This window comes from Halorubrum kocurii JCM 14978 (genome assembly GCF_000337355.1).
Classification (GTDB): Archaea; Halobacteriota; Halobacteria; order Halobacteriales; family Haloferacaceae; genus Halorubrum; species Halorubrum kocurii.
The window spans coordinates 14223-34474 of sequence record NZ_AOJH01000060.1 but is presented as its reverse complement, the minus strand read 5'-3'; the positions used below and the strand labels follow the sequence as shown (position 1 = coordinate 34474).

Genomic DNA, 20252 nt, shown 5'->3' with positions numbered 1-20252 from the left:
GAACCGCAGGAAGTCGTTTAGAAATGGGTGCTACCCGCGAGGCGGTGAACGCCTCCGAAGCCCCAGCCGCGAGGAGGCGCGTGCCACCGCGCGTCCTTTTAAAAGCGCTCGGAGCTACTCTCCGTCGACGACCGGATTCGACAGCGTCCCGACGCCCTCGTAGGTGATCTCCACGCGTTCGCCGGGCTCGACGAGCCCCGGGTTCGCCGGGCTCCCGAAGGCGATGCAGTCGCCGGGCTCGAAGGTGAACCGCTTCGAGAGATACGAGACGATCTCGTGCGGGCCGAACAACATCAGCTCGGTGTTGGCGTCCTGCCGCTGTTCGCCGCCGACCGTCGTCGAGATGTCGAGGTCCGTCGGGTCCACCTCGGTCTCGATCCAGGGACCGAGCGGCGCGGAGCCGTCGAACGCCTTGCGCGCGGTCCGGCCCTGCTGGTCGAGCGCGTCCACGTCGTTCAAGATTGTGTACCCGCGGACGACCTCGGGCACGTCGGCGGGGTCGACGTCGCGGCAGCGCTCGCCGACGACGGCGACCAGCTCGCCGGCGTAGGTGAGCTCGTCTGTCCACTCGGGGTACCGGACCGGCTCGCCGTACGCGAGCAGGCTCGCGGGCGGTTTGATGAAGAAGTCCGGCTCCTCGGGCCGTTCGTACTCCATCTGGTCGAGCGTCTCCGCGTAGTTCCGGCCGACGCAGTAGAGCGCGCTGGGGTCGCAGGGCGGGAGGAGCCGCCCGTCGCGGCCGACCTCGTACCGGCCGTCGTCGGCGACCACGGTTCCGTCCTCGTAGCGCCCGGAGACCGGTCCGTCCGGCGTGAGCAGGCGAGCGAGTCGCATGCCGGAACGTCTGCGCGGGGCGTCGAAAAAGCGTCGGTGGGCGCAAGCGGGCCGTTACTTTTGCTTGCGGTCGTCCGGGACGCCGATCACGACGCCGGACCGGATCTCCAGGGCGGTCTCGAACTCCGCTCGCCGATCCCTGCCGCCGACGCGCTCGACGGCGGCCTCGTGGGCGCGGGCGACGGCGTCGCGCTCGCGGTCCGAGAGGCCGAGCCGGTCGGCGATCCCGTCCCAGTGGTCGGGTTCGACGAGGAACGTCTCGCGGTCCGCCTCCGCACCGATCCGCTCGTACCGCCGACGGTACTCGTCGATCCGCGGCCCGAGGTCGGCCTGCACCCGCGCGAGGAGTTCGGGGAGGCGCTCGGCCGGGACGCTCGCGAGCGCCGCCGTCTTCACGAGGGCCGTCCCCTCGATCGGGTACGAGCCGGGCGACCGGGGGTCCTCGTTCGTCATCACCCGCCCGCGCGCATCGCCTTCTGCCGGTACTTCGGGAGCAGCTCCGCGAGCGCCTCGGGGTCGCCCGCGAACGACGCGGTCACCTCGGTGAGCGTGATGGCGGCCGCGGCCGTCACCGTCTCCGCGCTGAGCGCGACCCGCCACCCGTCGCCGTCCACGCGGGTCGCCTCCGCGGGGTCGTCGGTCCCGACGAGATCGCCGCCGAGGTTGACGAGGTAGTGGGCCGCGAGCCGACGCGAGATCCCCCGATACGCGACCTCGTCGCGCTCCCAGCCCGGCTCGGCCGGCGGGCGCGACTCGGACTCGGCGCCGGCCGACTCGCTCCCTTCGTCGCGCCCCTCGTCGTCGCGCCCCTCATCGTCGCGCGCCTCATCGTCTCCGGCGCCGCCGCTCATGTTCTCCCGCCCGCGACCGGCGGGAACACGGAGAGCCGGTCGCCGTCGCCAAGGGGCGTGTCGAGCCCGTCGAGGTGGAGCACCTCGCGCCCGTTCTTCAGCACGTTGATCTGCGGGGCGAGGTCGCCGTCGACGATCAGGCGACCGTCCATTCCCTCGTACTCCGCCTCCAACTCCCGCAACACGTCGCCGACGGTCGATCCGTCCGCGAACTCCGCAGCGACGGTCTTCCCACCGGCGGCCTCGCGAAACGTCGCGAAGAACCGCAGTTCAAGTTCCATATGCTCTCGATCGGTCCGGACCGACATAAAACGGTCCCGCAGCGGGGATCGTAGCCGCCTCTCCATGTGGTGTGGTACCAGAGAGTTTAGGTGGACCCGGTCCGTCGGAGGGACCAGAATGGCAGAAGAGACGTACGACTATGCGGTCGTCGGCGCGGGGTCGGCCGGCTGTGTGGTCGCGCGCCGGCTGGTCGAACAGGGGGCCGACGTGGTTCTGCTCGAAGCGGGCGCCCCCGACGAGGAGCACGAAGACGTGATCGCAACGCCGGCTCGGTTCCCCGAGCTCTTCCGATCCGAGGCCGACTGGGAGTACTACACCGAGCCCCAGCCGGAGATGAACGACCGGCGGCTGTACCACCCCCGCGGGAAGACGCTCGGCGGGTCGAGCTCGCTGAACGCCATGATATACAACCGCGGCGTTCCGTGGGACTACGACAACTGGGCGTCGATGGGGAACGAGGGGTGGGACCACGACGCGATGCTCGACGCGTTCAAGCGGAGCGAGGACTTCGTCGGCACCGGCGACGAGGAGTTCCACGGCGAGGGCGGGCCGTTGACCGTGGCCGACCTGTCCGACCCGCATCCGGCCTCCGAGGCGTTCGTCGAGGCCGCCGTCGACTGCGGCATGGAGCGGAACGTCGATATCAACGGCCGGAACCAGACCGGCGCCGGGCTGTACCACGTGACGCAACGCGACGGGAAGCGCTGCAGCAGCGCCGCGGCGTTTATCAAGCCGGTGCTGGACCACGAGGGCCTGACTGTCGAGACCCGAGCGCACGTCACCGGGATCCGGTTCGACGGCGCGAACCGCGCCGTGGGGGTCGACTACGAGAGCGACGGGGAGACCCGTCGAATCGACGTCGCGGACGAGGTAGTGCTCAGCGCGGGCGCCTACGACTCGCCTCAGCTGCTGATGTGCTCCGGCGTGGGCCCGGCCGACCACCTGCGCGAGCACGGCATCNGGCATCGACGTGGTCGCCGACTCGCCGGGCGTCGGTCGAAACCTCCAAGATCACCTGTTCGCGTTCGTCGTGTACGAGCGGACGGACGACGAGCCGCCGGCGCCGACGTCGAACATCGGCGAGGGCGCCGGCTACACCTACGTCGACGACGACGAGCCCGCCCCGGACCTCCAGTTCCACTTCTGCCCGACGTACTACATGAACCACGGCTTCGACAACCCCGAGGGCCTCGGCTTCTCGATCGGGTCGACGCAGCTCCGCCCCGAGAGCCGGGGAGGGGTGGAGGTCGCCTCGGCCGACCCGACCGACGACCCGGTCGTCGATCCGCGGTACCTCTCGGCCGACTCCGACCTCGAGGTCCTCCGCGAGGGTATCAAGCGAGCCCGCGAGATCGCTCGGTCGGAGGCGTTCGACTCGGTCCGCGGCGAGGAGGTCTGGCCGGGCGAGGACGTCGAGACCGACGCGGAGATCGAAGAACACGTGCGCGAGACCGCGCACACGGTGTACCACCCGGTCGGAACGTGTCGGATGGGCGACGACGAGTCCGCGGTCGTCGACGACCGCCTCCGGGTCCACGGCGTCGAGGGGCTCCGAATCGCTGACACGTCCGTGATGCCGAAGATCCCGAGCGGGAACACCAACGCGCCCGCGATCGCCGTCGGCGAGCGAGCGGCGTCGATGATCGGGGACTGACCCGGCCTCGAGTCGTCACGCGGGGCCGTCGCCCGCGAAGTCGTTTATAAATCCGACAGTCGGATGCCGTCCTCGACGAGCCGGAAGTTGCGCTCGCGGCCGAGCTCGTCGCCCAGCCACTCGTGTTCGTACAGCTGGCCGATCAGCTCCACGTAGAGGTTCCGCCACGCGATGGCGTAGATCGGCGACTGCCCCCACGCGCGCAGCTCCGGGACGAACTCGTGGTACGTGCTCGCCTGCGCTTCCATCCGCTCGACCGCGTCGGCGACGACCTCGGCCGCCTCCGCGGGCTCCGCGTCCGCGATCTCGTCGTTCAGGCGGGACTGGATCCCGACGATCGCTCGCCGCATGTCCTGCTCGGCGGTGCCGTCCTCCTCGGGCAGCGACTCGACGACGCCCTTCGGCACGCCCAGCTCGATCTCTGGCATACCGATCCGTCCGACGGCGACGCCCAAAAAACCCGCTCACCCGGCCAGCCACGCGCCCGTGGCGTCGCCGACGCGCTCGCGCATCGCGGCCGGGTCAGTGCTCACCGACCGGTCGCCCCGCTGTGGCCCGTACGCGCCGAACCCGGCGTGGTTGACCCCGTCGAGCTCGACGAGCCGCGCGTCCGGTGGAAGGTTCCCCCGGCTCTCGAGTTCGCGCTCGGCGTCGATCACGCCGTCGGCCGCGCCCTGCACCGAGAGGACGCGGAGCCCGCTCTCGGAGACGTCGCGATCGCAGTAGGAGGCGTGGAGCACGAGCCCGTCCAGCTCGTCGGCGTTGGCCGCGGCGTACCGGCAGGCCATCGCACCGCCCAGTGAGTGGCCGCCGACCGCCCACGACTCGATCGCCGGGAACGCCTCTCGGGCGTCGTCGGCGCGGTTCGGTCCCAACACGGCGAGGTTCAGCGGCATGTCGACGATCACGACCGCCACGTCCCTCCCGGCGACCGCCTCCGCGGCGGTCGGGACGTAGCTCTCGTGGTTCACCCGAGCCCCCGGGTAGTAGACGAGTCCCGTCGTCTCCGCGGTCACCGGACCGCTCCGGACCGCGGTCGCGCCGTCGAGCCGCTCGACGGTCACCTCGCTCGAGGACTCGACCGCGTCGAGCGCGGCCTCGTCGGGGCCGAGTCCGACCGCGAAGTAGACCCCCGCGCCGCCGACGACGAGCGCGCCGACGAGAAGCAGCGCCGCGACGGCGACGCCGACGGTCCGGCGGTCCGGCCACCGATCGGAGCCGGGCGTCACGGCGTCGGTGCAGCCTTCTGAAGCGCCGTCTCGGCGATGTTGCCGCCGTAATCGGCCGACCGAAGCACCGAGTCGACGACGAGCCCGAGCAGCTGCGCGCGGGTGGGGTCCAGGTCGCGGAGCAGCTCGTCGATGGCCCGGACCCGCTCGTCGATCGCCCGGACGCCGGTGCGCGCCTCGTTCGCGAGGCGGGTGGCCTCGTCGCTGTCGTCGGCGAACAGCGCGTCCATCGCGGTGTCGATCACCTCGACGGCGTCCCCGTGGAGCTCGTTGACCGCCGCGACGACGTCGTCCGGGAGCGGCTCGTCGAGGTTGAGCGTCAGGTGGGCGATCTTCGTCGCGTGGTCGCCGATCCGCTCCAGCTGGCGGGCGCTGGAGTGGTAGTCGAAACACTCCTCGCGCGGGAGGCCGAGCTCCTCGGCCGCCTTCGGCGTCCGGAGGGTCGATCGGAAGATCCGCGAGACGACGAGCCAGAGCCGGTCGAGGTCGTCGTCCCGCCCGATCACGTCGTTCGCGAGGTCGTGGTCGCGCTCGGAGAGCGCCGCGATGGCGTCCTCGAGCATCGACAGCGAGATCAGCCGCATCCGCGTCACCGCGTTGTGGATCGACAGCTCCGAGGAGTCGAGCAGGTCTTGCACGACCACCCGGTCGCGAGTCTCCTCTAACACCTCCAGCCCGACGAGGCTCTGGACCGCCTCGCGGACCGTCGACCGCTGCTCGGTGGTGATCTCGGCGCCCTCGAGTTCGATCACGTCGAACCCGCTGACGTACATCGTCGTCACGGCGCGGGTGAGCGCTCGACCCGAGAGGTTCGAGACGTCGAGCGTCCCGCGGGTTCGGGCCTCTTCCGAGAGCGGCGTGAGGAACAGCGAGTCACCGTCGGGGTGGAACTCGATCTCCGTGCCCGCCTCGACGTCGTTGTCGGTCGCCCACGTCTTCGGAATCGAGACCGTGTACGTCGAACCGCCGGTGACTTGCACCTTCCTCGTCTCCATGTCACGACATCACTCCCGAGGTCCCTTAAGTCTGTCCGAAATATATACCCGGTGTCGAAGGGCTCTGTACGCTTTTGAAGGCATTATAAGCGATCTCCCCGGATCTGGCCGCCCCCAATATTCTGAGTGGCAGATGAATACGAGTAATTTATATAGCACTATATAGTCAGCTGACGACGTTGTCGAGAGGCTGAGGTTCGAGGCTGAACCCCGGGGTTGAGGCGGCCTGCGGTCGATCCGATACCCATGCCAGTCGCGACCGCCGGCGAGACGGCGTCCCACGAGGTACAGGTCACGGCGGAGACGATCGACGCCTTCGCGGCGCTCTCCGGCGACGAGAACCCGATCCACCTCGACGAGTCGTACGCCGCGGAGACGATGTTCGGCGGTCGGGTCGCGCACGGAATGATCGCGGCCGCGGCCGTCTCGGCGGCGCTCGCGTCGCTTCCGGGAGACGTCGTCTATCTCCGGCAGGACCTCACCTTCGAGGACCCGGTTCGCCCCGGCGAGACGGTCCGAGCCACGGTCGAGGTGACCGAACACCTCGGCGGCGACCGGCTCCGGGCGCGGACGGAGGCGTTCGTCGACGAACGCGACGAGCGCGTTCTCGACGGCGAGGCGACCGTGCTGTCGCTCCCGCACGACGCGGCGTGACGAGCGGCGGCCGCTCCCCAGCCCGCTACCGCCGAGCGAGCGGCCCTACGGTCGCTCGCTGTTCGGGTCAAACCAGTAGTTGAACGCGGACAGCGTCACGAACATCGTGACCGCGAACACCCAGTCTGGCGAGCCCAAGAGCGCGCTCACCGCGAGCGAACTGAGGCCGGCCGTGACGCCGACGAGGAGGGCATAGCTCCCGCGAGAGAACCCGCGGATCCAGCGGTCGAGCCGCCTGTACGCCTCGGGGACTCTGACCATACGCGCACACGTTACCGCGCGCAAAAAGTCGTGTCGGCCTCGCTACCGATCTCAGGCTAGCCGTGCCACCGAAGCACGGTGGCCGCCCACGTGTACCCGGTCCCGGCGGCGAGGAAACAGACGAGGTCGCCGGGGGCGAGCCGACCGGCTGCCAACCCCTCCTCGACGGCGAGCGCCTGATCGACGCTCTGGACGTGGCCGTACTCGTCGAGGTAGTAGCCGTCGCGCTCGGGGTCGAGCCCGAGTTCGGCGAGCACGCGCTCGTGGAACGACCGCTTCATGTGGGTGAGCGCGACGAAGTCGAGGTCTTCGCGCTCGAACCCCGACCGCTCCAGCGCCGCGTCCGCGACAGAGAGGAACGCCGGCAGCGACACGGGTCCCAGCCGCGCTTTCATGCCGTCGGGATCGGGGACGGTGAGGGTGTGCAGCCCCTCCCGAACGGTCTCCTCGCTCGGCGGCCGCTTCGAGCCGCCGGCGGGCATCACCACGTCGTCGGCGAAGGAGCCGTCGGTCTCGGCGGCACTCGCGTGGACGGTCGCCCGGGCGCGGTCGCCGGGGTCCGCCTCCACCACGAACGCGCTCGCGCCGCTCCCGAAGTTGAACATGAACGACGCGTCCTCGTCCCCGTAGTCGACGAGGTCCTCCTCGCGGCTCGCGGAGACGAGCAGTGCGGCGTCGACCTCCTCGACCCGGAGCTGGGCCGTCGCCTCCCGGAGCGCGATCGGCGCGCCAGCACAGAGCGTGTAGCTCTCGGTGGCGTAGGCGTTCTCGGCGCCGACCTCCTCCGCGATCGCGGCCGCGGCCGACCACACGACGTGGTCTTTGAACTCCGACCCGTGGTAGACGAGCAGGTCGATTTCGGCCGGGTCGACCTCGGCGTCCGCGAGCGCCCCGCGGGCCGCCGCCGCGGCCATGTCCGTCGCGTGGTCGCCGTCGGGCGGGCAGACGCGCTTCTCGGTGACGCCCATCTTCTCGACGACGACTTCCTCCGGGATCCCGCTGATCTCGGCGATCTCCGCACCGGTGACGGTCTCATCCGGGACGTACGTGTCGAGCCCGGTGATTCCGACCGTCATCGGCGGTACCTCCGGAGCCGCTCCGGGAGCCGCTTGCCGACGGTACCGCCGAGCCGGTCCCGGACCGTTCCGAGGATCCCGTTCGGGACGAACAGCACGAACAGCACGAAGACGATCCCGAGGTAGAGGGGCGCTCGCCCGTCGACGGCGGTGTTGACGACCAGTTCGAGGCTGACCCCGAACAGCTCCGCGTCGAGGACCGCCTCGGGCAGCCCCTCGCGGAGGTACGTCGCGAGCCCGCCGCTCTCGGTCGAGAGCACGTCTTCGAGCCACTGGTGGAACGTCGTGCCGTACAGCGGCCCCGCCAGCGTGCCAAACCCGCCGATGATCGTGGTGATCAGCGCGTCGGCGGTGACGAGGAAGAAGTACGAGTTGTCCGGGGACACCGACCGGGAGTACGCCGCGAAGATCCCGCCGGCGATCGCTCCGAAGAAGCCGCTGATCGCGAACGCGGCCATCTTGAACCAGTAGGTCGAGTAGCCGACGGCTCGGGCGCGCTCCTCGTTCTCGCGGATCGCGACCATCACCCGACCGAACGGCGAGTGGAGGATCCGCTGCATGGCGAAGTACGAGACCACGACGACGGCCCCGAGCGCGTAGTAGGAGACGACGGTCGCCGACACGTCGATCCCGAGCCCGAGCAGGTTCTGGACGCTATCGCCGGTGAGCCGGCCGACGCGGAAGCTCAGGGCGTCGACGTACGGAACGCCGATCGCGAGCCCGTCGCCGCTCACCGTGGCGCCCTCGGTGGGGTTCGAGGAGACGTAGCCCCACGACCGGATCAGCTCGTAGATCACCTGCGCGAACCCGAGCGTTATCATCGCGAAGTAGACCCCCGTGAGCCGGAAGGAGACGGCCCCGATGACCAGCGCCAACAGCCCCGCGAGCACCGCGCCGAGCAGGAGCGTGATCATGAACGGCGTCCCGCCCGGAATCCCCGGTATCTGCCCGTTCGCGGCGAGCACGACGAAGTACGCGCCGGTGCCGTAGAACGCGGCGTGGCCGAAGGAGAGGTACCCGGTGTACCCGCTGATGAAGTCGAAGCTCATCGCGAACAGCCCGAGGTACAACACGACGATCATGAACGTGATCCCCGGGAGGAACGCCGTGGTCTCGTCGGCCAGCGGCGACGACAGCAGCACCCCGTTCACCGGCGGGTACAGCAGGAACGCCAGCACGACCGCGAGGTGGACGACGTGGTCGCGGATCGCGTCCGCGAGGCCGACGGCGCGGTCGCTTCGGGTGTCGCCGAGATCCGCGTCGTCGGTCCCCGCGTCGCCGAGATCCGCATTGTCGGTCCCCGCATCGTCGGCGGGGGAGCCGGGGTCGCTAATGGCCACCCACCTCCTCGACGCCGTAGAGGCCCTGCGGACGGACGACCAGCATGCCGACCAGAAGCAGGAAGATCGTCACCTCGGAGAGGCCGGAGAAGGTGACGATCCCGGTGGTGAACAGCCACGTCGTCACCGAGTCGGCGATCCCGACGATGCCGGCCGCGACGACGGTGCCGCGGAACGACCCGAGCCCGCCGATGATCACGACCACGAACGCGTACAGCAGCACGTCGACGCTCAACAGGACGCTCGGGCCCCAGATCGGGTCCCACATCAGCAGGACCCCGCCGACCGCGGCGAGGCCGGTGCCGACGCCGAAGACGACGGTGAACGCCCGGCGCACGTCGATCCCGAGCGCCTGCACCATCTCCGTGTCCTCGCTGCCGGCCCGGATGTACAGCCCGTACAGCGTCCGGGTGAGGAACAGCCAGACGGCGACGAGGACGACCCCGCCGATCAGGACCTCGAACAGGTAGAGCCGGCGGACCGCGATCCCGAGGACGTCGGTCCGGCCCAACAGCACGTCCGGCACGGTCCCCATCGGCGCCTGCCACTGCGGGTCGGGCTGGATTCCCCGCAGCGTCAACACGATCCGGGCGACCTCCTCGATGATCAGCGAGACGCCGAACGTCAGCAGGATCTGATACGTCGGCGTCCGGTCGTAGATCGGTCGGATCAGCTTCAGTTCGATGACGCTGCCCGCGGCGGTGGTGACGGCGAACACGATCGCCATCGCGACGAAGAAGACGCCGATCGTCGCGAGCGTCCCCGTCCCGGAGCCGACGACCAACACGAGCACGAGCCCGCCGAGGTACGCGCCGACCATCGTCACCGCGCCGTGCGCGAAGTTGAGCACGCCCATCAGCCCGAACACGAGCGTGAGCCCCACGGCGATGGTGAAGTAGACGGCCGCCTTGCCGAGCCCTTCGACGAGGACGGCGATCGCCGTCCGGAGTCCGTCGAGCGCGCCGCCGGTCGTCAGCAGCGGAGCGGCGTCAGCGAACCCGGCGGCGAGAGCGGTCGCGCTCATGCGGTGAGGTACCTCCGGATGCGCTCGTCGTCGCTCGTCACGCCGGCGGTGTCGCCCTCCTCGACGACGACCCCGTGGTCGACGAGGTAGAACCGGTCGGCGAGGTCCATCGCCAGCCGGAAGTTCTGTTCGACGAGGACCATCGTGGTGTCGGCGGAGGCGGCCCGCAGCGCCTCGACCACGTCCGAGACGATCTGCGGGGCGAGCCCCTCGCTGGGCTCGTCGACCAACAGGAGGTCGTTGTCGCCGAGCATTCCGCGGGCGATCGCGAGCATCTGCTGTTGGCCGCCGCTGAGGTCGCCCGCCTCCTTGTCCGCGAACCGCTCCAAGGCCGGGAACAGCTCGTACGCCTCGTCGAGGCGGGCGTCTGGGTCGGCCGCGGCGTGCGCGGCCACCCGGAGGTTCTCGGCGACAGTGAGATGCGCGAACACCCGACGATCCTCCGGTACCCACCCCATCCCGCGGTCGGCGATGGCGTGGGGCTCGACGCCGGTCACGTCTTCGCCTTTAAATCGGACCGTCCCCCGACGCGGCGGCGTCAGCCCGAGCGCGGTCCGGAGCGTCGTCGTCTTCCCGACCCCGTTGCGGCCGACGAGCGCGACGATCTCCCCCTCCTCGACCGACAGATCGAGCCCCTGGAGGATGTGGCTCTCGCCGTAGTAGGTGTGCACGTCGTCGAGTTCCAATAGGCTCACCGACGACCACCTCCGCCGTGGGGCGCGCCCTGCGCGACCCCGCCGTCGGTCGCGGCCGCGGAGCCGTCATCGACACCGTTACCTCCGTCGCCGCCCCCGTTGCCTCCGTCGCTGCCCCCGTTGCCTCCGTCGCCGCCCCCGTTGTCTCCGGCGGTCCGTTCGCCGCCGGTCTCGTCGCCCTCGCGGCCGTAGCCGCCGAGGTACGCCTCCTGCACCGCCTCGTCGCCGCGGACCGACTCCGGCGGGCCGTCGGCGATCAGCTCGCCGCGGTGGAGCACGGCGATCCGGTCGGAGATGCCCATCACGACCTCCATGTTGTGTTCTATCAACATCACGGAGTGGTCGGCGGCCACGTCCTCGATCAGCGCGACCACGTCGTCGACGCCCTCGCTGGAAACGCCGGCCGTGGGCTCGTCGAGCAGGAGGAGGTCGGGATCGCCCGCGAGCGCGACGCCGATCTCCAGGCTGCGCTTCTCGCCGTGGCTGAGGTTCTCCGCGACCGTCTGCGCCTTCTCGGCGAGCCCGATGCGCTCCAGGACGCCGCGGGCCTCCTCGTAGTGGGCGTCGAACGAGCGCACGTTCCGCCACAGCTTCCAGGCGTCGCTGCCGCGGGCCGCCTGCGCCGCGATCCGGACGTTCTCCAGCACCGTGAGCGTCGGGAAGAGATTCGTGATCTGGTACGACCGGTGGATGCCCGCGAGCGCCGTCTCGTGGGGGGGCGCCTCCGTGATGTCGCGGGCGGCGTTCGATCCCCCGGCTCCCGCTCCCGGCGCGAATCGGATCGCGCCGGCGGACGGCTCCAACACCCCGGTGAGGAGGTTGAAGAACGTCGTCTTCCCGGCGCCGTTCGGCCCGATCAGCGAGCAGAGCTCGCCGGCCTCCAGCTCGAAGTCGACGCCGTCGACCGCGGTGATCCCGCCGAAGCGCTTCGTCAGCCCGTCGGTTTCGAGCAGCATCACAGCGAGCAGCCGGCGTCCTCTTCGGGGACCATGACGGCCTCGGGCTCGAGCCGTTCGAGCGGCTCGCCCGGCATGATCGGCGCGTCCCACGTGTCGGCGTACTCGTCGCTGGTCGGGACGGGCCACGCGACGGTCATCTGCGAGGCGCCCTGGTTGTTGTGGCCCTGGAAGGTGTAGCCGTCGGCGCCCTTCGGCGTGTCGGCGACGGTCATCCCGCTCATCGCGTCCGCGATGTCCGCGCCCGCGGTGGAGCCGGACTCGCCGATGGCCTGCGACAGCGCCGACGCGACCGTGAACGTCCCGGAGCTGAACAGGTCGGGAACGATGTCGTAGGCGTCGACGTGCATGTCGATGAACGCGTCGTTGATCTCGTTGTCGTACTGGTTCCAGTGGTAGCGGGTGGTGAACGGCCCCAGCCCCGCGTCCTGGATGTCCTGGGCCGTGAAGTCCTCGCCGAGCGCCGCCTCGATCGTGCCGCCGATGAGCTGTGTGGTCAGCAGCGCCGCGAACCCGCCGAACACCTGCACGTCGAACGAGATGGCCGACGAGAGGAACTGCGGCAGCGTCGCGGCCGTGAACCCGCCGACGACGCCGGTCGCGCCGTCGGACACGGCCTGCTCGAAGAGCCCGTCGAACTCGGAGTACCCGACCTCGACGAACCGGGGCTCTAACACCTCGATCCCCTCCGCCTCGAGCACCTCGGTGTAGTTGTTCGCGACCCCCTGCCCGAACGCGTTGTCGGACGCGAACACCGCGACCGTGTCGATGTCGAACTCGCGGGCGACGTGAGTCCCGCCCGCCCGCGCGTCCATGGCGGTGTGCTCGCTCGCGCGGAACGCCAGCGGGTGACAGTACTCGTCGCTCACGGTGATGTCGGCGTCGGCCGCGGGGCCGATGAGGTACGGCACCTGCGACTCGTCGACGACGGTGTCGATCAGCCGCCGGGCGCTGTCCGACGAGGACGCGCCGAACAGCACGTCGATGTCCTCGTCGACGACGAGGTCGGTCGCGACGCTCTGGGCCGTGTCGGGGCTGAAGCCGGTGTCCTCGACGATGACCTCGTATGTCGGACCGTCGTCGACCTCCATCGTGTACGTCCCGGGCGTGAGCCCCTCGATCGGGTCCGTGTCGTGTTTGTACGCCAACCCGGAGTAAAAGCCCATCAGGCTGATCTGGCCGTAGTACTGGAGGTCCCCCGACGTGGGCTGGACCGCGCCGATCCGGACCGTCTCGTCGGAGACGTCGCCGCCGTCGTTCCCGTCGCCGCCGTTTCCGGAACAGCCGGCGAGCCCGGCGAGTCCGACCCCACCGACCGCGGCGCCAGTTCGTCGGAGATACGACCGTCGTGTGGTTACGTCTCGCATACCTAAATCGGTGTGACCACACGGGCAAAAGGGGCCGAGTTAAGATGTTAACAAGTAGCTCGAAAACGCGGAAAACGCCTCGAAAACGATCGCTCACGCGACGGAGCACAACTTCCGAGCTTGCCGGCTCGTGACCGCGAGACCGCGGGCGACGGGGTGTCGTTAGTTCATGCGATCCAGCGCGGCGACGACGCTTCGAAGCAGCTTCTTCTCGCCGCGGCGCATGTTCTTCGAGACCGCCGCCGTCGACACGTCGAACTCGTCGGCGAGCGTCGAGAGGGTCGCCTCGCGGGGCGACTCGAAGTACCCCTCCTCGGCGGCCGTCTCGATCGTGTCGCGCTCGACGTCGGTGAGGTCGCGGCAGGCTTCCAGCATCGTCGACGCCGCGTTCGCGTTGCGCATGGTGTCGAAGAGCGACTCCATCGACAGCTCCGACCGGTCCTCGACGACGAACTCGTTGCCCTTCTCCAAGTCGTGCAGCGCCGCCTCCGTGGTCGCGTCGTCGTCGAACCCGACCTGCCACTGCTCGGAGCCGTCCGCGATTCGGAACGGACCGGTGATGTAGCCGCCGTGGTCGGTGATCGTCGACATCGCGTTCGTCTCCTCGATGACGGTCCGGATGATCGCGGTGCCGTCCTGCTTGGAGAACAGCTTGTACTCCGCCATGTTCTCGTGGTCGCGGAGCGTCTCCAGCCCCTCTCCCAGCTCGTAGCGGTCCGGTGACTCGACGAGCAGCCGCGTCTCCAACTGCTCGGCGGCCGTGTCGAGCTGCCAGTGCATCGCGGAGAAGCCGACGTCGTGATCCGCGGAGGTGTCGATGAACGGGCAGTCAAACTGCTCCATATCCATCGTGACGTCGATCATGGGCTGACCTTTGCCCCTACGTATATAATGGTTGTTCCTGGGATATTCTGTCTCACCCTCCGAATCGCTCTTTGAGGGCCGTTCGGTCAATCTTCGACGGGCCGGACGTGGGCATCTCTTCGACGAACGCGAGTTCCTTCGGCACCGCGAACCGCGCGACCCGGGAGGCGAGATGCGACTTCACGTCGTCGAGCGTCAGCGACTCGTCGCCGACGAGAATCGCCTTACCGACGGTCCCCCACTCCTCGCTCGGGACGCCGATCACCACGGCCTCCTCGATCCCCGGGTGGTCCGTGAGCGCGTCCTCGACGCGGGGCGGGTAGACGTTCTCGCCACCCGAGACGAACATGTTCTTCTTGCGTCCCTCGATGTGGTAGTAGCCGTCGTCGTCGACGCGGGCCAGATCGCCCGTCGAGACCCAGTTGCCGAACGTCTCGGCGGTCTCCGTCGGGTTGTTCCAGTATCCGTCGGCGGCCGCGGGCCCGGCCAGTTCCAGTTCCCCGACCGTCCCGTCGGGCACCGGGCCGTCCTCGTCGACGACGCGAGCGTCGACCCCGAGCGCGGGCACGCCGACGCTCTGGGTCTTCTCCGCCGGGAACCCGTCGGGCATCGCGAAGTTGTTGGGGCCGCACTCCGTGAGCCCGTACCCCTGCGAGATCTCGACGCCGCGGTCGCGCCACGCGTCGATCACGCTCTCGCGGCAGGGGCCGCCGCCGCTCTTGACGAACCGGAGCGTCGAGAGGTCCGTCGCCGCCCAGTCGTCGTGGCGGGCCATCATCCGCAGGACGGCGGGGACCGCAACGAGCGTCGTCGCCCCCTCGCGCTCCACGTCCGCGAGGACCCGGCCGGGGTCGACCTCCGGGCTCAGAAGGATGCGCGCGCCCATCTGGAAGAACGGGACCGTGAGCACGTTCCAGCCGCCGGTGTGGAACATCGGGAACACCATCGGCGTCACGTCGTCCTCGCGGAGTCCCCACGCGGTGATCGTGTTGAACCCGTTCCAGTGGACCGCGCCGTTGCTTATCACCGTCTCCTTCGGGGTCCCCGTCGACCCGCCGGTGTGGAGGAAGAGGCGTGGGTCCGCGGGCGACACCGAGGCCGTCTCGACCGGCGAGCCGTCGGCGGGCAGGTCCTCGGTGTAGGGGCGCCACGCGTTGTCCTCGCCGGTGGGGATCGCTCGAACGGGCGGCTCCGCGTCGGCGCGCTCCAGCGCGTCGACGACGTCGCCCTCGAACGGGGTCTCGACCATGAGCAGCCCGGGGTCGACGTCGCCGAGGACCGCGGCCAGCTCCCGCTCCGCGAGGCGGTGCGACAGGGGGGCCAGCACCGCGCCGACCTTCCCGGTCGCGAAGAACAGGTCGACCAGCTCCACCCGGTTCCGCGAAACGACCGCCACTCGGTCCCCCGTCGAGACGCCGGCATCGCGGAGGAACCGCGCGGTGCGGTTGGCGCGCTCGTCGAGGTCGGCGTACGTGTACTCCTCGCCGGCGGCCGTGTCCGTGACGGCGACGCGGTCCGGCGAGAGGCGGGCGCGCCGCGCGGACAGCGATCCGACCCACTCGTACCCCCGGTCGGCGTGCGGGTGCGGTCTGGGGTCGACCGCGTTCTCGCCGGCCGCCCGCGGATCGTTCCCATCCATCTCAGGCGACCTCGTCGAGGAACGACCGAATTCGGGCGTCGATCTCCGCTCTCCGTTCGATGAAGAAGAGGTGCGGGCCGCCCTCGACCCGCTCGACGGTCGCGTGCGGGAGGTGTTCGGCGAGCAGCTCCGCGTTCCCGACGGGGAGCACCCGGTCCTCGGTGCCGTGGAGCACGAGCGTCGGGACGGAGATATCGGCGAGGCGGTCGGTCGCGTCGAACGCGGCCACCGCGGCGGCCTGCGCCTCCCGGCCGCTCGGCGTCGCGTCGCCGGCGAGCCGCAGGTCGACGATCCGGTCGACGAGATCGGGCTCGCGCTCGTAGAACCCGTCGCTCACCGCCGGTTCCATCAGGTACCGGATCCGCTCGCGCGGGCCGAGGTCGTCGGGCGCGGAGAAGATGTGTTCCTGCACGTCCGCTGGCATCTCCGGTGCCTCATCACCTCCCGGTGAGGTACACAGCAGGGTCAGCGAGGCGACACGGTCGTCGCCGAGCGCGACCTCCTGGGCGATCATCCCGCCCATCGACGCGCCGCAGACGTGGACCCGGTCGACGCCGTGGTCGTCGAGGACCGCCCGCGCGTCGGCGGCCATCTCCGCGATCGCGTACGGTCCCTCGGGCGCGTCGGAGTCGCCGGTGCCGCGGTTGTCCGGCCGGAGCACCTCGTACTCGTCGGCGAGGTCCTCGGTCAGCCACCGCCACATCCAGCGGCCGTACCCGAGCCCCTCCAACAGGAGCACCGTCGGGCCGTCGCTCGGTCCGTCGACGGCGTAGTGGATAGAGACGCCGTCCCGTGTCACTCTCGGCATACCTAACACGGAGCGCGCGGCGCCCTATCAACCCGCACGTTAACGTATCAACCGGCGGCGGTCGATCGCGCTCGAACCGGGAGACGCGATACCACCGAACCGGTGATCGAACTCCCGCCGAACCGGGAGACGCGACCCTGCCGAACCGAGGGACGCGACCCCACCGAACCGGGAGACGCGACCCTGCCGACGGCTCCCACGGTGCCGCGACTTGAGAAGAGTTAAATCGGATGCGGCACAATCCGAAATTGCGCTCGGTTGGTGTAGTCCGGCCAATCATGTTGGCCTTTCGACAGACGCGGCGCGCCGGCGCGCCGGTTTGGAAGACAGCCGACGACCAGGGTTCAAATCCCTGACCGAGCACTTCTCACAGTCTCACGCCGCCAGCGGTCGCGCTCGCTGGCACCTCTGTGCCGCCTCCGAAGGGGAAGAATCACCTCCCTCGGCGACGACCGTCCGCCATGAGCGACCGATCCGACGCCGGCGAGGGCGGCGACTTCCCCGACGCCGACGACCGCCGCTTCGAGACCCGCGCGATCCACGCCGGGCAGGAGCCCGACCCGGAGACCGGCGCGCTGATGACGCCGATCCACGCGAACTCCACGTACAAGCAGGACGCCCCCGGCGAACACCGGGGCTACGAGTACAGCCGCACCGGGAACCCGACCCGGAGCGACCTCGAAGCGAACCTCGCCTCGCTGGAGTCGGGGAGCCACGCGCGCTGTTTCTCTTCCGGGATGGGTGCGATCAACACCGTCCTGAACCTGCTGGAGGCCGGCGACCACGTCGTCGCGGGCGACGACGTGTACGGCGGGACCCACCGCATCCTCACGCAGGTGTACGACGAGTACGACGTCGACACCAGCTTCGTCGACACGACCGATCACGACGCGGTCCGGGACGCGATGCGCGAGGAGACGGAGCTTGTGTGGGTGGAGACGCCGACGAACCCCCTCATGAACGTCAACGACATCGGCGCCCTCGCCGAAATCGCGCACGACAACGACGCGCTCTGCGCGGTCGACAACACGTTCGCGACGCCGTACCTCCAGCGCCCGCTCGAACACGGGGCCGACATCGTCTCGCAGTCGCTGACGAAGTACCTCGGCGGCCACTCCGACACGATCGGCGGCGCGCTGATCGTCGACGACGACGACCTCGACGAGCGGCTCGGCTTCTACCAGAACTCGGTAGGCGCGACGCCCGGCCCGTTCGACTCCTTCCTGGTGCTCCGCGGGACCAAGACGCTCCCGGTGCGGATGGACCGCCACTGCGAGAACGCGATGGAACTGGCGCGGTGGCTGGAGGGTCACGACGACGTGAGCCGGGTGTACTACCCCGGACTGGAGAGCCACCCCGACCACGAGCTCGCCGCCGAGCAGATGGACGCGTTCGGGGGCATGCTCTCGTTCGAACTCGACGGGAGCCTCGATCAGGCGTCGACCGTCGTGAGCGAGACGGAGGTGTTCACGCTCGCGGAGTCGCTCGGCGGCGTCGAGAGCCTGATCGAGCAGCCGGCCGCGATGACCCACGCCGCGATCCCGCGCGAGGAACGGCTCGCGGCCGGGCTCACGGACGGCCTCATTCGGGTCTCCGTCGGGATCGAGCACGTCGACGACATGAAGGCCGACCTCCAGCGGGCGTTCGACGCGGCGCTGGAGTAGCGGGACGCGGGCCGCGGAGTCACCGGACGCGGATCGCCGACTCTGCCACCTCCCGAAGCCGGAACTCCTCGCCGCACGGACACCCTTTATAACATTCGCGCCGAGTCGCTCGCCATGAGCGAACCAGACGTACTCGTACTGCGGCAGACGATCCACGGCTCGGACGCCGCGGACCTGGTCGCGTCGCTCCGCGAGCGGCTCCCGGGCCGCGAGGTCGTCCTGGCGCGGACGCCCGCGGAGGAGCGCGACCTGATCGAGACCGCCCGCGTCGCGGTCGGGCTCGACATCGACGAGGAGCTGTTGGCCGCCGCCGAGGAGCTCGAGCTGTTCGCCTGCGTGTTCGCCGGTACCGGCCACCTCCCGCGCGACGCGCTCGCGGACCGCGGCGTCGCCGTGACGAACGCCTCGGGGGTCCACGGGCCGAACATCGCCGAGTACGTCGTCGGGTCGATGATCACGCACGCCCGCCAGTGGCCGCGCGCGCGACGACAGCAGGCGAACCGGGAGTGGCGCACCTACGAGACGACCGAGGTGTATGGCTCGACGGTGGCCGTCGTCGGGCTCGGCGCCATCGGACGGGCGATCGTCGACCGGCTGGAGTCGTTCGACGCCGACACGGTCGGCGTCCGGTACTCGCCCGAGAAGGGCGGTCCGACCGACGAGGTGTACGGGTTCGACCGGTTCCACGAGGCGGTCGCCGACGCGGAGTACGTCGTGCTCGCGTGCCCGCTGACGGAGACGACGCGGGGGCTCGTCGACGCCGACGCGCTCAAGACGATGCGCGCCGACGCCGTCCTCGTCAACATCGCGCGCGGGCCGATCGTCGACACCGATGCGCTCGTCTCCTCGCTCCGGAACAGCCGGATCCGCGGGGCCGCGCTCGACGTGACCGACCCCGAGCCGCTCCCCGAGGACCACCCGCTGTGGGGGCTCGGGAACGTCACGATCACCCCGCACAACGCGGGCCACACCCCGCACTACTACGACCGCGTCGCCGACATCCTCGCCGGCAACCTCGACCGGCTCGACGACGGCGAGGAGCTCGAGAACCGGGTCGTCTGAGCGGCCGCTCGAAGCTACTTATAACGGACAGCGACCGCGTCGCGGCTTACTCGTCGACCGTGACCTGCTCGATCTCGACGGTGTCGCGGGGCTCGTCGCGGCGGTCGGTCGGCACGGCGCCGATCTCCTCGACGGCGTCCATCCCGTCGATGACCTGCCCGAAGACGGCGTGCTTGCCGTCGAGGTGGGGCGTCGCGTCCAGCGTGACGAAGAACTGCGAGCCGTTCGTGTTCGGGCCGGAGTTCGCCATCGAGAGGATCCCCGGGCCGTCGTGGGTGAGGTCGTCGTGGAACTCGTCGTCGAACTGGTAGCCGGGGCCGCCGCGGCCGCTCTCCATCGGGTCGCCGCCCTGGATCATGAACCCCTCGATGACGCGGTGGAAGACGTTCCCCTGGTACAGCGAGTCGCCGCGGACCTCGCCGCTCTCGGGGTCCTCCCACGTGTTCGTGTCGCGGGCGGGGTCGGCGTCCGCGGCGGGGTCGTGACGCGCCAGTCCGAGGAAGTTCTCGACCGTCTTCGGGGCGCGGTCGGCGAACAGCTCGACGACGACGTCGCCGTGGTTCGTGTGGAGCGTCACCTGCGGGTTGTCGGGGTTGGAAACCTCTCGTGCCATGCCTCAACGGTGGAGCGCCCGTCTGAAAACCCTGCCCATCCGCGGCGCGGACGGGAGTCGGTGGCCCGGACGGCGAGCTCCCGGCATCGACCGCGAACGCCGCCCTTATGAACAGACGCCGCCGAATCGCCGACATGAGCTCCACGCCCGTGGTGACGATCGCGGCCCTCGTCGTCGGCCTGACGGTCGGCGCGCTGTTCGCCTTCCTCCGCGTCCCGATCCCCGCTCCGCCCGAACTGCCGGGCGTGGTGGCGATCGTGGGGATCTACCTCGGTTTCAAGCTCGTCGGCTACGCCGGCGTCGGCTTCGACCTGCTCGAGGCGCTCGGGCTGTAACCCGGCCGACGCCGCCGGCCCTCGGCCGTCGCTGCGGCCGGTACCGTTT

22 protein-coding genes, 1 tRNA gene and 1 pseudogene are annotated in these 20252 nt (G+C 70.0%); 6 read left to right on the top strand and 18 right to left on the bottom strand.

Annotated features, from left to right (window positions below; genetic code table 11):
• Window positions 1–114: 114 nt before the first annotated feature.
• Genes C468_RS09080 through C468_RS09065 form a run of 4 tightly spaced genes read right to left on the bottom strand, consistent with a single transcriptional unit; the run spans window position 115 to window position 1966 of the window.
• On the bottom strand, window positions 115–834 hold the full coding sequence (locus C468_RS09080; RefSeq protein ID WP_008848592.1) for a fumarylacetoacetate hydrolase family protein: 720 nt from the start codon (window positions 832–834) through the stop codon (window positions 115–117).
• A 54-nt stretch (window positions 835–888) separates the two neighbouring features.
• Window positions 889–1287: a hypothetical protein gene (locus C468_RS09075; RefSeq protein WP_008848591.1), complete on the bottom strand. Its 399-nt coding sequence runs from the start codon at window positions 1285–1287 to the stop codon at window positions 889–891.
• A complete protein-coding gene (locus C468_RS09070) occupies window positions 1287–1685 on the bottom strand; it encodes a hypothetical protein (RefSeq protein ID WP_008848590.1) in 399 nt (132 codons plus the stop codon). Before C468_RS09070 ends, C468_RS09075 begins: the two co-directional genes overlap by 1 nt.
• Window positions 1682–1966 carry a ubiquitin-like small modifier protein 1 gene (locus C468_RS09065; RefSeq protein ID WP_008848589.1) on the bottom strand — a complete coding sequence of 95 codons (285 nt, stop codon included), beginning with the start codon at window positions 1964–1966 and terminating at the stop codon, window positions 1682–1684. Before C468_RS09065 ends, C468_RS09070 begins: the two co-directional genes overlap by 4 nt.
• A gap of 118 nt (window positions 1967–2084) precedes the next feature.
• Here C468_RS09065 and C468_RS19435 point away from each other — a divergent pair.
• Window positions 2085–3621: pseudogene (locus C468_RS19435) on the top strand (GMC family oxidoreductase).
• A 44-nt stretch (window positions 3622–3665) separates the two neighbouring features.
• Here C468_RS19435 and C468_RS09055 read toward each other — a convergent pair.
• From C468_RS09055 to C468_RS09045, 3 genes are read right to left on the bottom strand one after another with little or no spacing between them, the layout of a single operon-like run.
• A complete protein-coding gene (locus C468_RS09055) occupies window positions 3666–4049 on the bottom strand; it encodes a hypothetical protein (protein WP_008848588.1) in 384 nt (127 codons plus the stop codon).
• A gap of 36 nt (window positions 4050–4085) precedes the next feature.
• Window positions 4086–4850: an alpha/beta hydrolase gene (locus tag C468_RS09050; protein WP_008848587.1), complete on the bottom strand. Its 765-nt coding sequence runs from the start codon at window positions 4848–4850 to the stop codon at window positions 4086–4088.
• On the bottom strand, window positions 4847–5845 hold the full coding sequence (locus C468_RS09045) for a phosphate signaling complex PhoU family protein (protein WP_008848586.1): 999 nt from the start codon (window positions 5843–5845) through the stop codon (window positions 4847–4849). Before C468_RS09045 ends, C468_RS09050 begins: the two co-directional genes overlap by 4 nt.
• A gap of 246 nt (window positions 5846–6091) precedes the next feature.
• Between C468_RS09045 and C468_RS09040 the strand changes: the two genes are divergently transcribed.
• Complete coding sequence (locus tag C468_RS09040) at window positions 6092–6499, top strand: MaoC family dehydratase (RefSeq protein ID WP_008848585.1); 408 nt, start codon at window positions 6092–6094, stop codon at window positions 6497–6499.
• A gap of 45 nt (window positions 6500–6544) precedes the next feature.
• On the opposite strand, the gene C468_RS09035 is transcribed toward C468_RS09040, so the two are convergent.
• The 10 genes from C468_RS09035 to C468_RS08990 form a co-directional block, all read right to left on the bottom strand.
• Window positions 6545–6760: a hypothetical protein gene (locus tag C468_RS09035; RefSeq protein ID WP_008848584.1), complete on the bottom strand. Its 216-nt coding sequence runs from the start codon at window positions 6758–6760 to the stop codon at window positions 6545–6547.
• A gap of 56 nt (window positions 6761–6816) precedes the next feature.
• Window positions 6817–7836 (bottom strand): 3-oxoacyl-ACP synthase, encoded by a 1020-nt coding sequence (locus tag C468_RS09030; RefSeq protein ID WP_008848583.1) that lies wholly within the window; start codon window positions 7834–7836, stop codon window positions 6817–6819.
• Window positions 7833–9176, bottom strand: coding sequence for a branched-chain amino acid ABC transporter permease (locus C468_RS09025; RefSeq protein ID WP_008848582.1), 1344 nt, complete (start codon window positions 9174–9176; stop codon window positions 7833–7835). Before C468_RS09025 ends, C468_RS09030 begins: the two co-directional genes overlap by 4 nt.
• Window positions 9166–10200: a branched-chain amino acid ABC transporter permease gene (locus tag C468_RS09020; protein WP_008848581.1), complete on the bottom strand. Its 1035-nt coding sequence runs from the start codon at window positions 10198–10200 to the stop codon at window positions 9166–9168. Before C468_RS09020 ends, C468_RS09025 begins: the two co-directional genes overlap by 11 nt.
• On the bottom strand, window positions 10197–10895 hold the full coding sequence (locus C468_RS09015; RefSeq protein ID WP_049912155.1) for an ABC transporter ATP-binding protein: 699 nt from the start codon (window positions 10893–10895) through the stop codon (window positions 10197–10199). The genes C468_RS09020 and C468_RS09015 overlap by 4 nt, the downstream gene beginning before the upstream one ends.
• Window positions 10892–11851: an ABC transporter ATP-binding protein gene (locus C468_RS09010; protein ID WP_008848579.1), complete on the bottom strand. Its 960-nt coding sequence runs from the start codon at window positions 11849–11851 to the stop codon at window positions 10892–10894. Before C468_RS09010 ends, C468_RS09015 begins: the two co-directional genes overlap by 4 nt.
• On the bottom strand, window positions 11851–13218 hold the full coding sequence (locus C468_RS09005) for an ABC transporter substrate-binding protein (RefSeq protein ID WP_008848578.1): 1368 nt from the start codon (window positions 13216–13218) through the stop codon (window positions 11851–11853). Before C468_RS09005 ends, C468_RS09010 begins: the two co-directional genes overlap by 1 nt.
• A 162-nt stretch (window positions 13219–13380) precedes the next feature.
• Window positions 13381–14082 (bottom strand): helix-turn-helix domain-containing protein, encoded by a 702-nt coding sequence (locus C468_RS09000; RefSeq protein ID WP_008848577.1) that lies wholly within the window; start codon window positions 14080–14082, stop codon window positions 13381–13383.
• 52 nt (window positions 14083–14134) lie between these two features.
• On the bottom strand, window positions 14135–15721 hold the full coding sequence (locus C468_RS08995) for a class I adenylate-forming enzyme family protein (protein ID WP_008848576.1): 1587 nt from the start codon (window positions 15719–15721) through the stop codon (window positions 14135–14137).
• Between the two features lies 1 nt (window position 15722).
• On the bottom strand, window positions 15723–16529 hold the full coding sequence (locus C468_RS08990; RefSeq protein ID WP_008848575.1) for an alpha/beta fold hydrolase: 807 nt from the start codon (window positions 16527–16529) through the stop codon (window positions 15723–15725).
• A 252-nt stretch (window positions 16530–16781) separates the two neighbouring features.
• On the opposite strand from C468_RS08990, the gene C468_RS08985 reads away from it, so the two are divergent.
• The 3 genes from C468_RS08985 to C468_RS08975 all read left to right on the top strand — a co-directional run bounded on the left by C468_RS08985 (window position 16782) and on the right by C468_RS08975 (window position 19255).
• Window positions 16782–16892, top strand: a tRNA-Glu gene (locus C468_RS08985).
• A gap of 98 nt (window positions 16893–16990) precedes the next feature.
• Window positions 16991–18193: a cystathionine gamma-synthase gene (locus C468_RS08980; RefSeq protein WP_008848574.1), complete on the top strand. Its 1203-nt coding sequence runs from the start codon at window positions 16991–16993 to the stop codon at window positions 18191–18193.
• 114 nt (window positions 18194–18307) lie between these two features.
• Window positions 18308–19255, top strand: a complete 948-nt coding sequence (locus tag C468_RS08975) for a D-2-hydroxyacid dehydrogenase (protein ID WP_008848573.1) — start codon at window positions 18308–18310, stop codon at window positions 19253–19255.
• A 46-nt stretch (window positions 19256–19301) separates the two neighbouring features.
• Here the strand turns inward: C468_RS08975 and C468_RS08970 are convergent, their stop codons facing one another.
• Entirely contained in the window at window positions 19302–19868 is a 567-nt protein-coding gene (locus tag C468_RS08970; RefSeq protein ID WP_008848572.1) for a peptidylprolyl isomerase, read from the bottom strand.
• Window positions 19869–20002: 134 nt separating this feature from the next.
• Here C468_RS08970 and C468_RS08965 point away from each other — a divergent pair, with 134 nt between their 5' ends.
• Window positions 20003–20203: a XapX domain-containing protein gene (locus tag C468_RS08965; RefSeq protein ID WP_008002988.1), complete on the top strand. Its 201-nt coding sequence runs from the start codon at window positions 20003–20005 to the stop codon at window positions 20201–20203.
• Window positions 20204–20252: the final 49 nt, after the last annotated feature.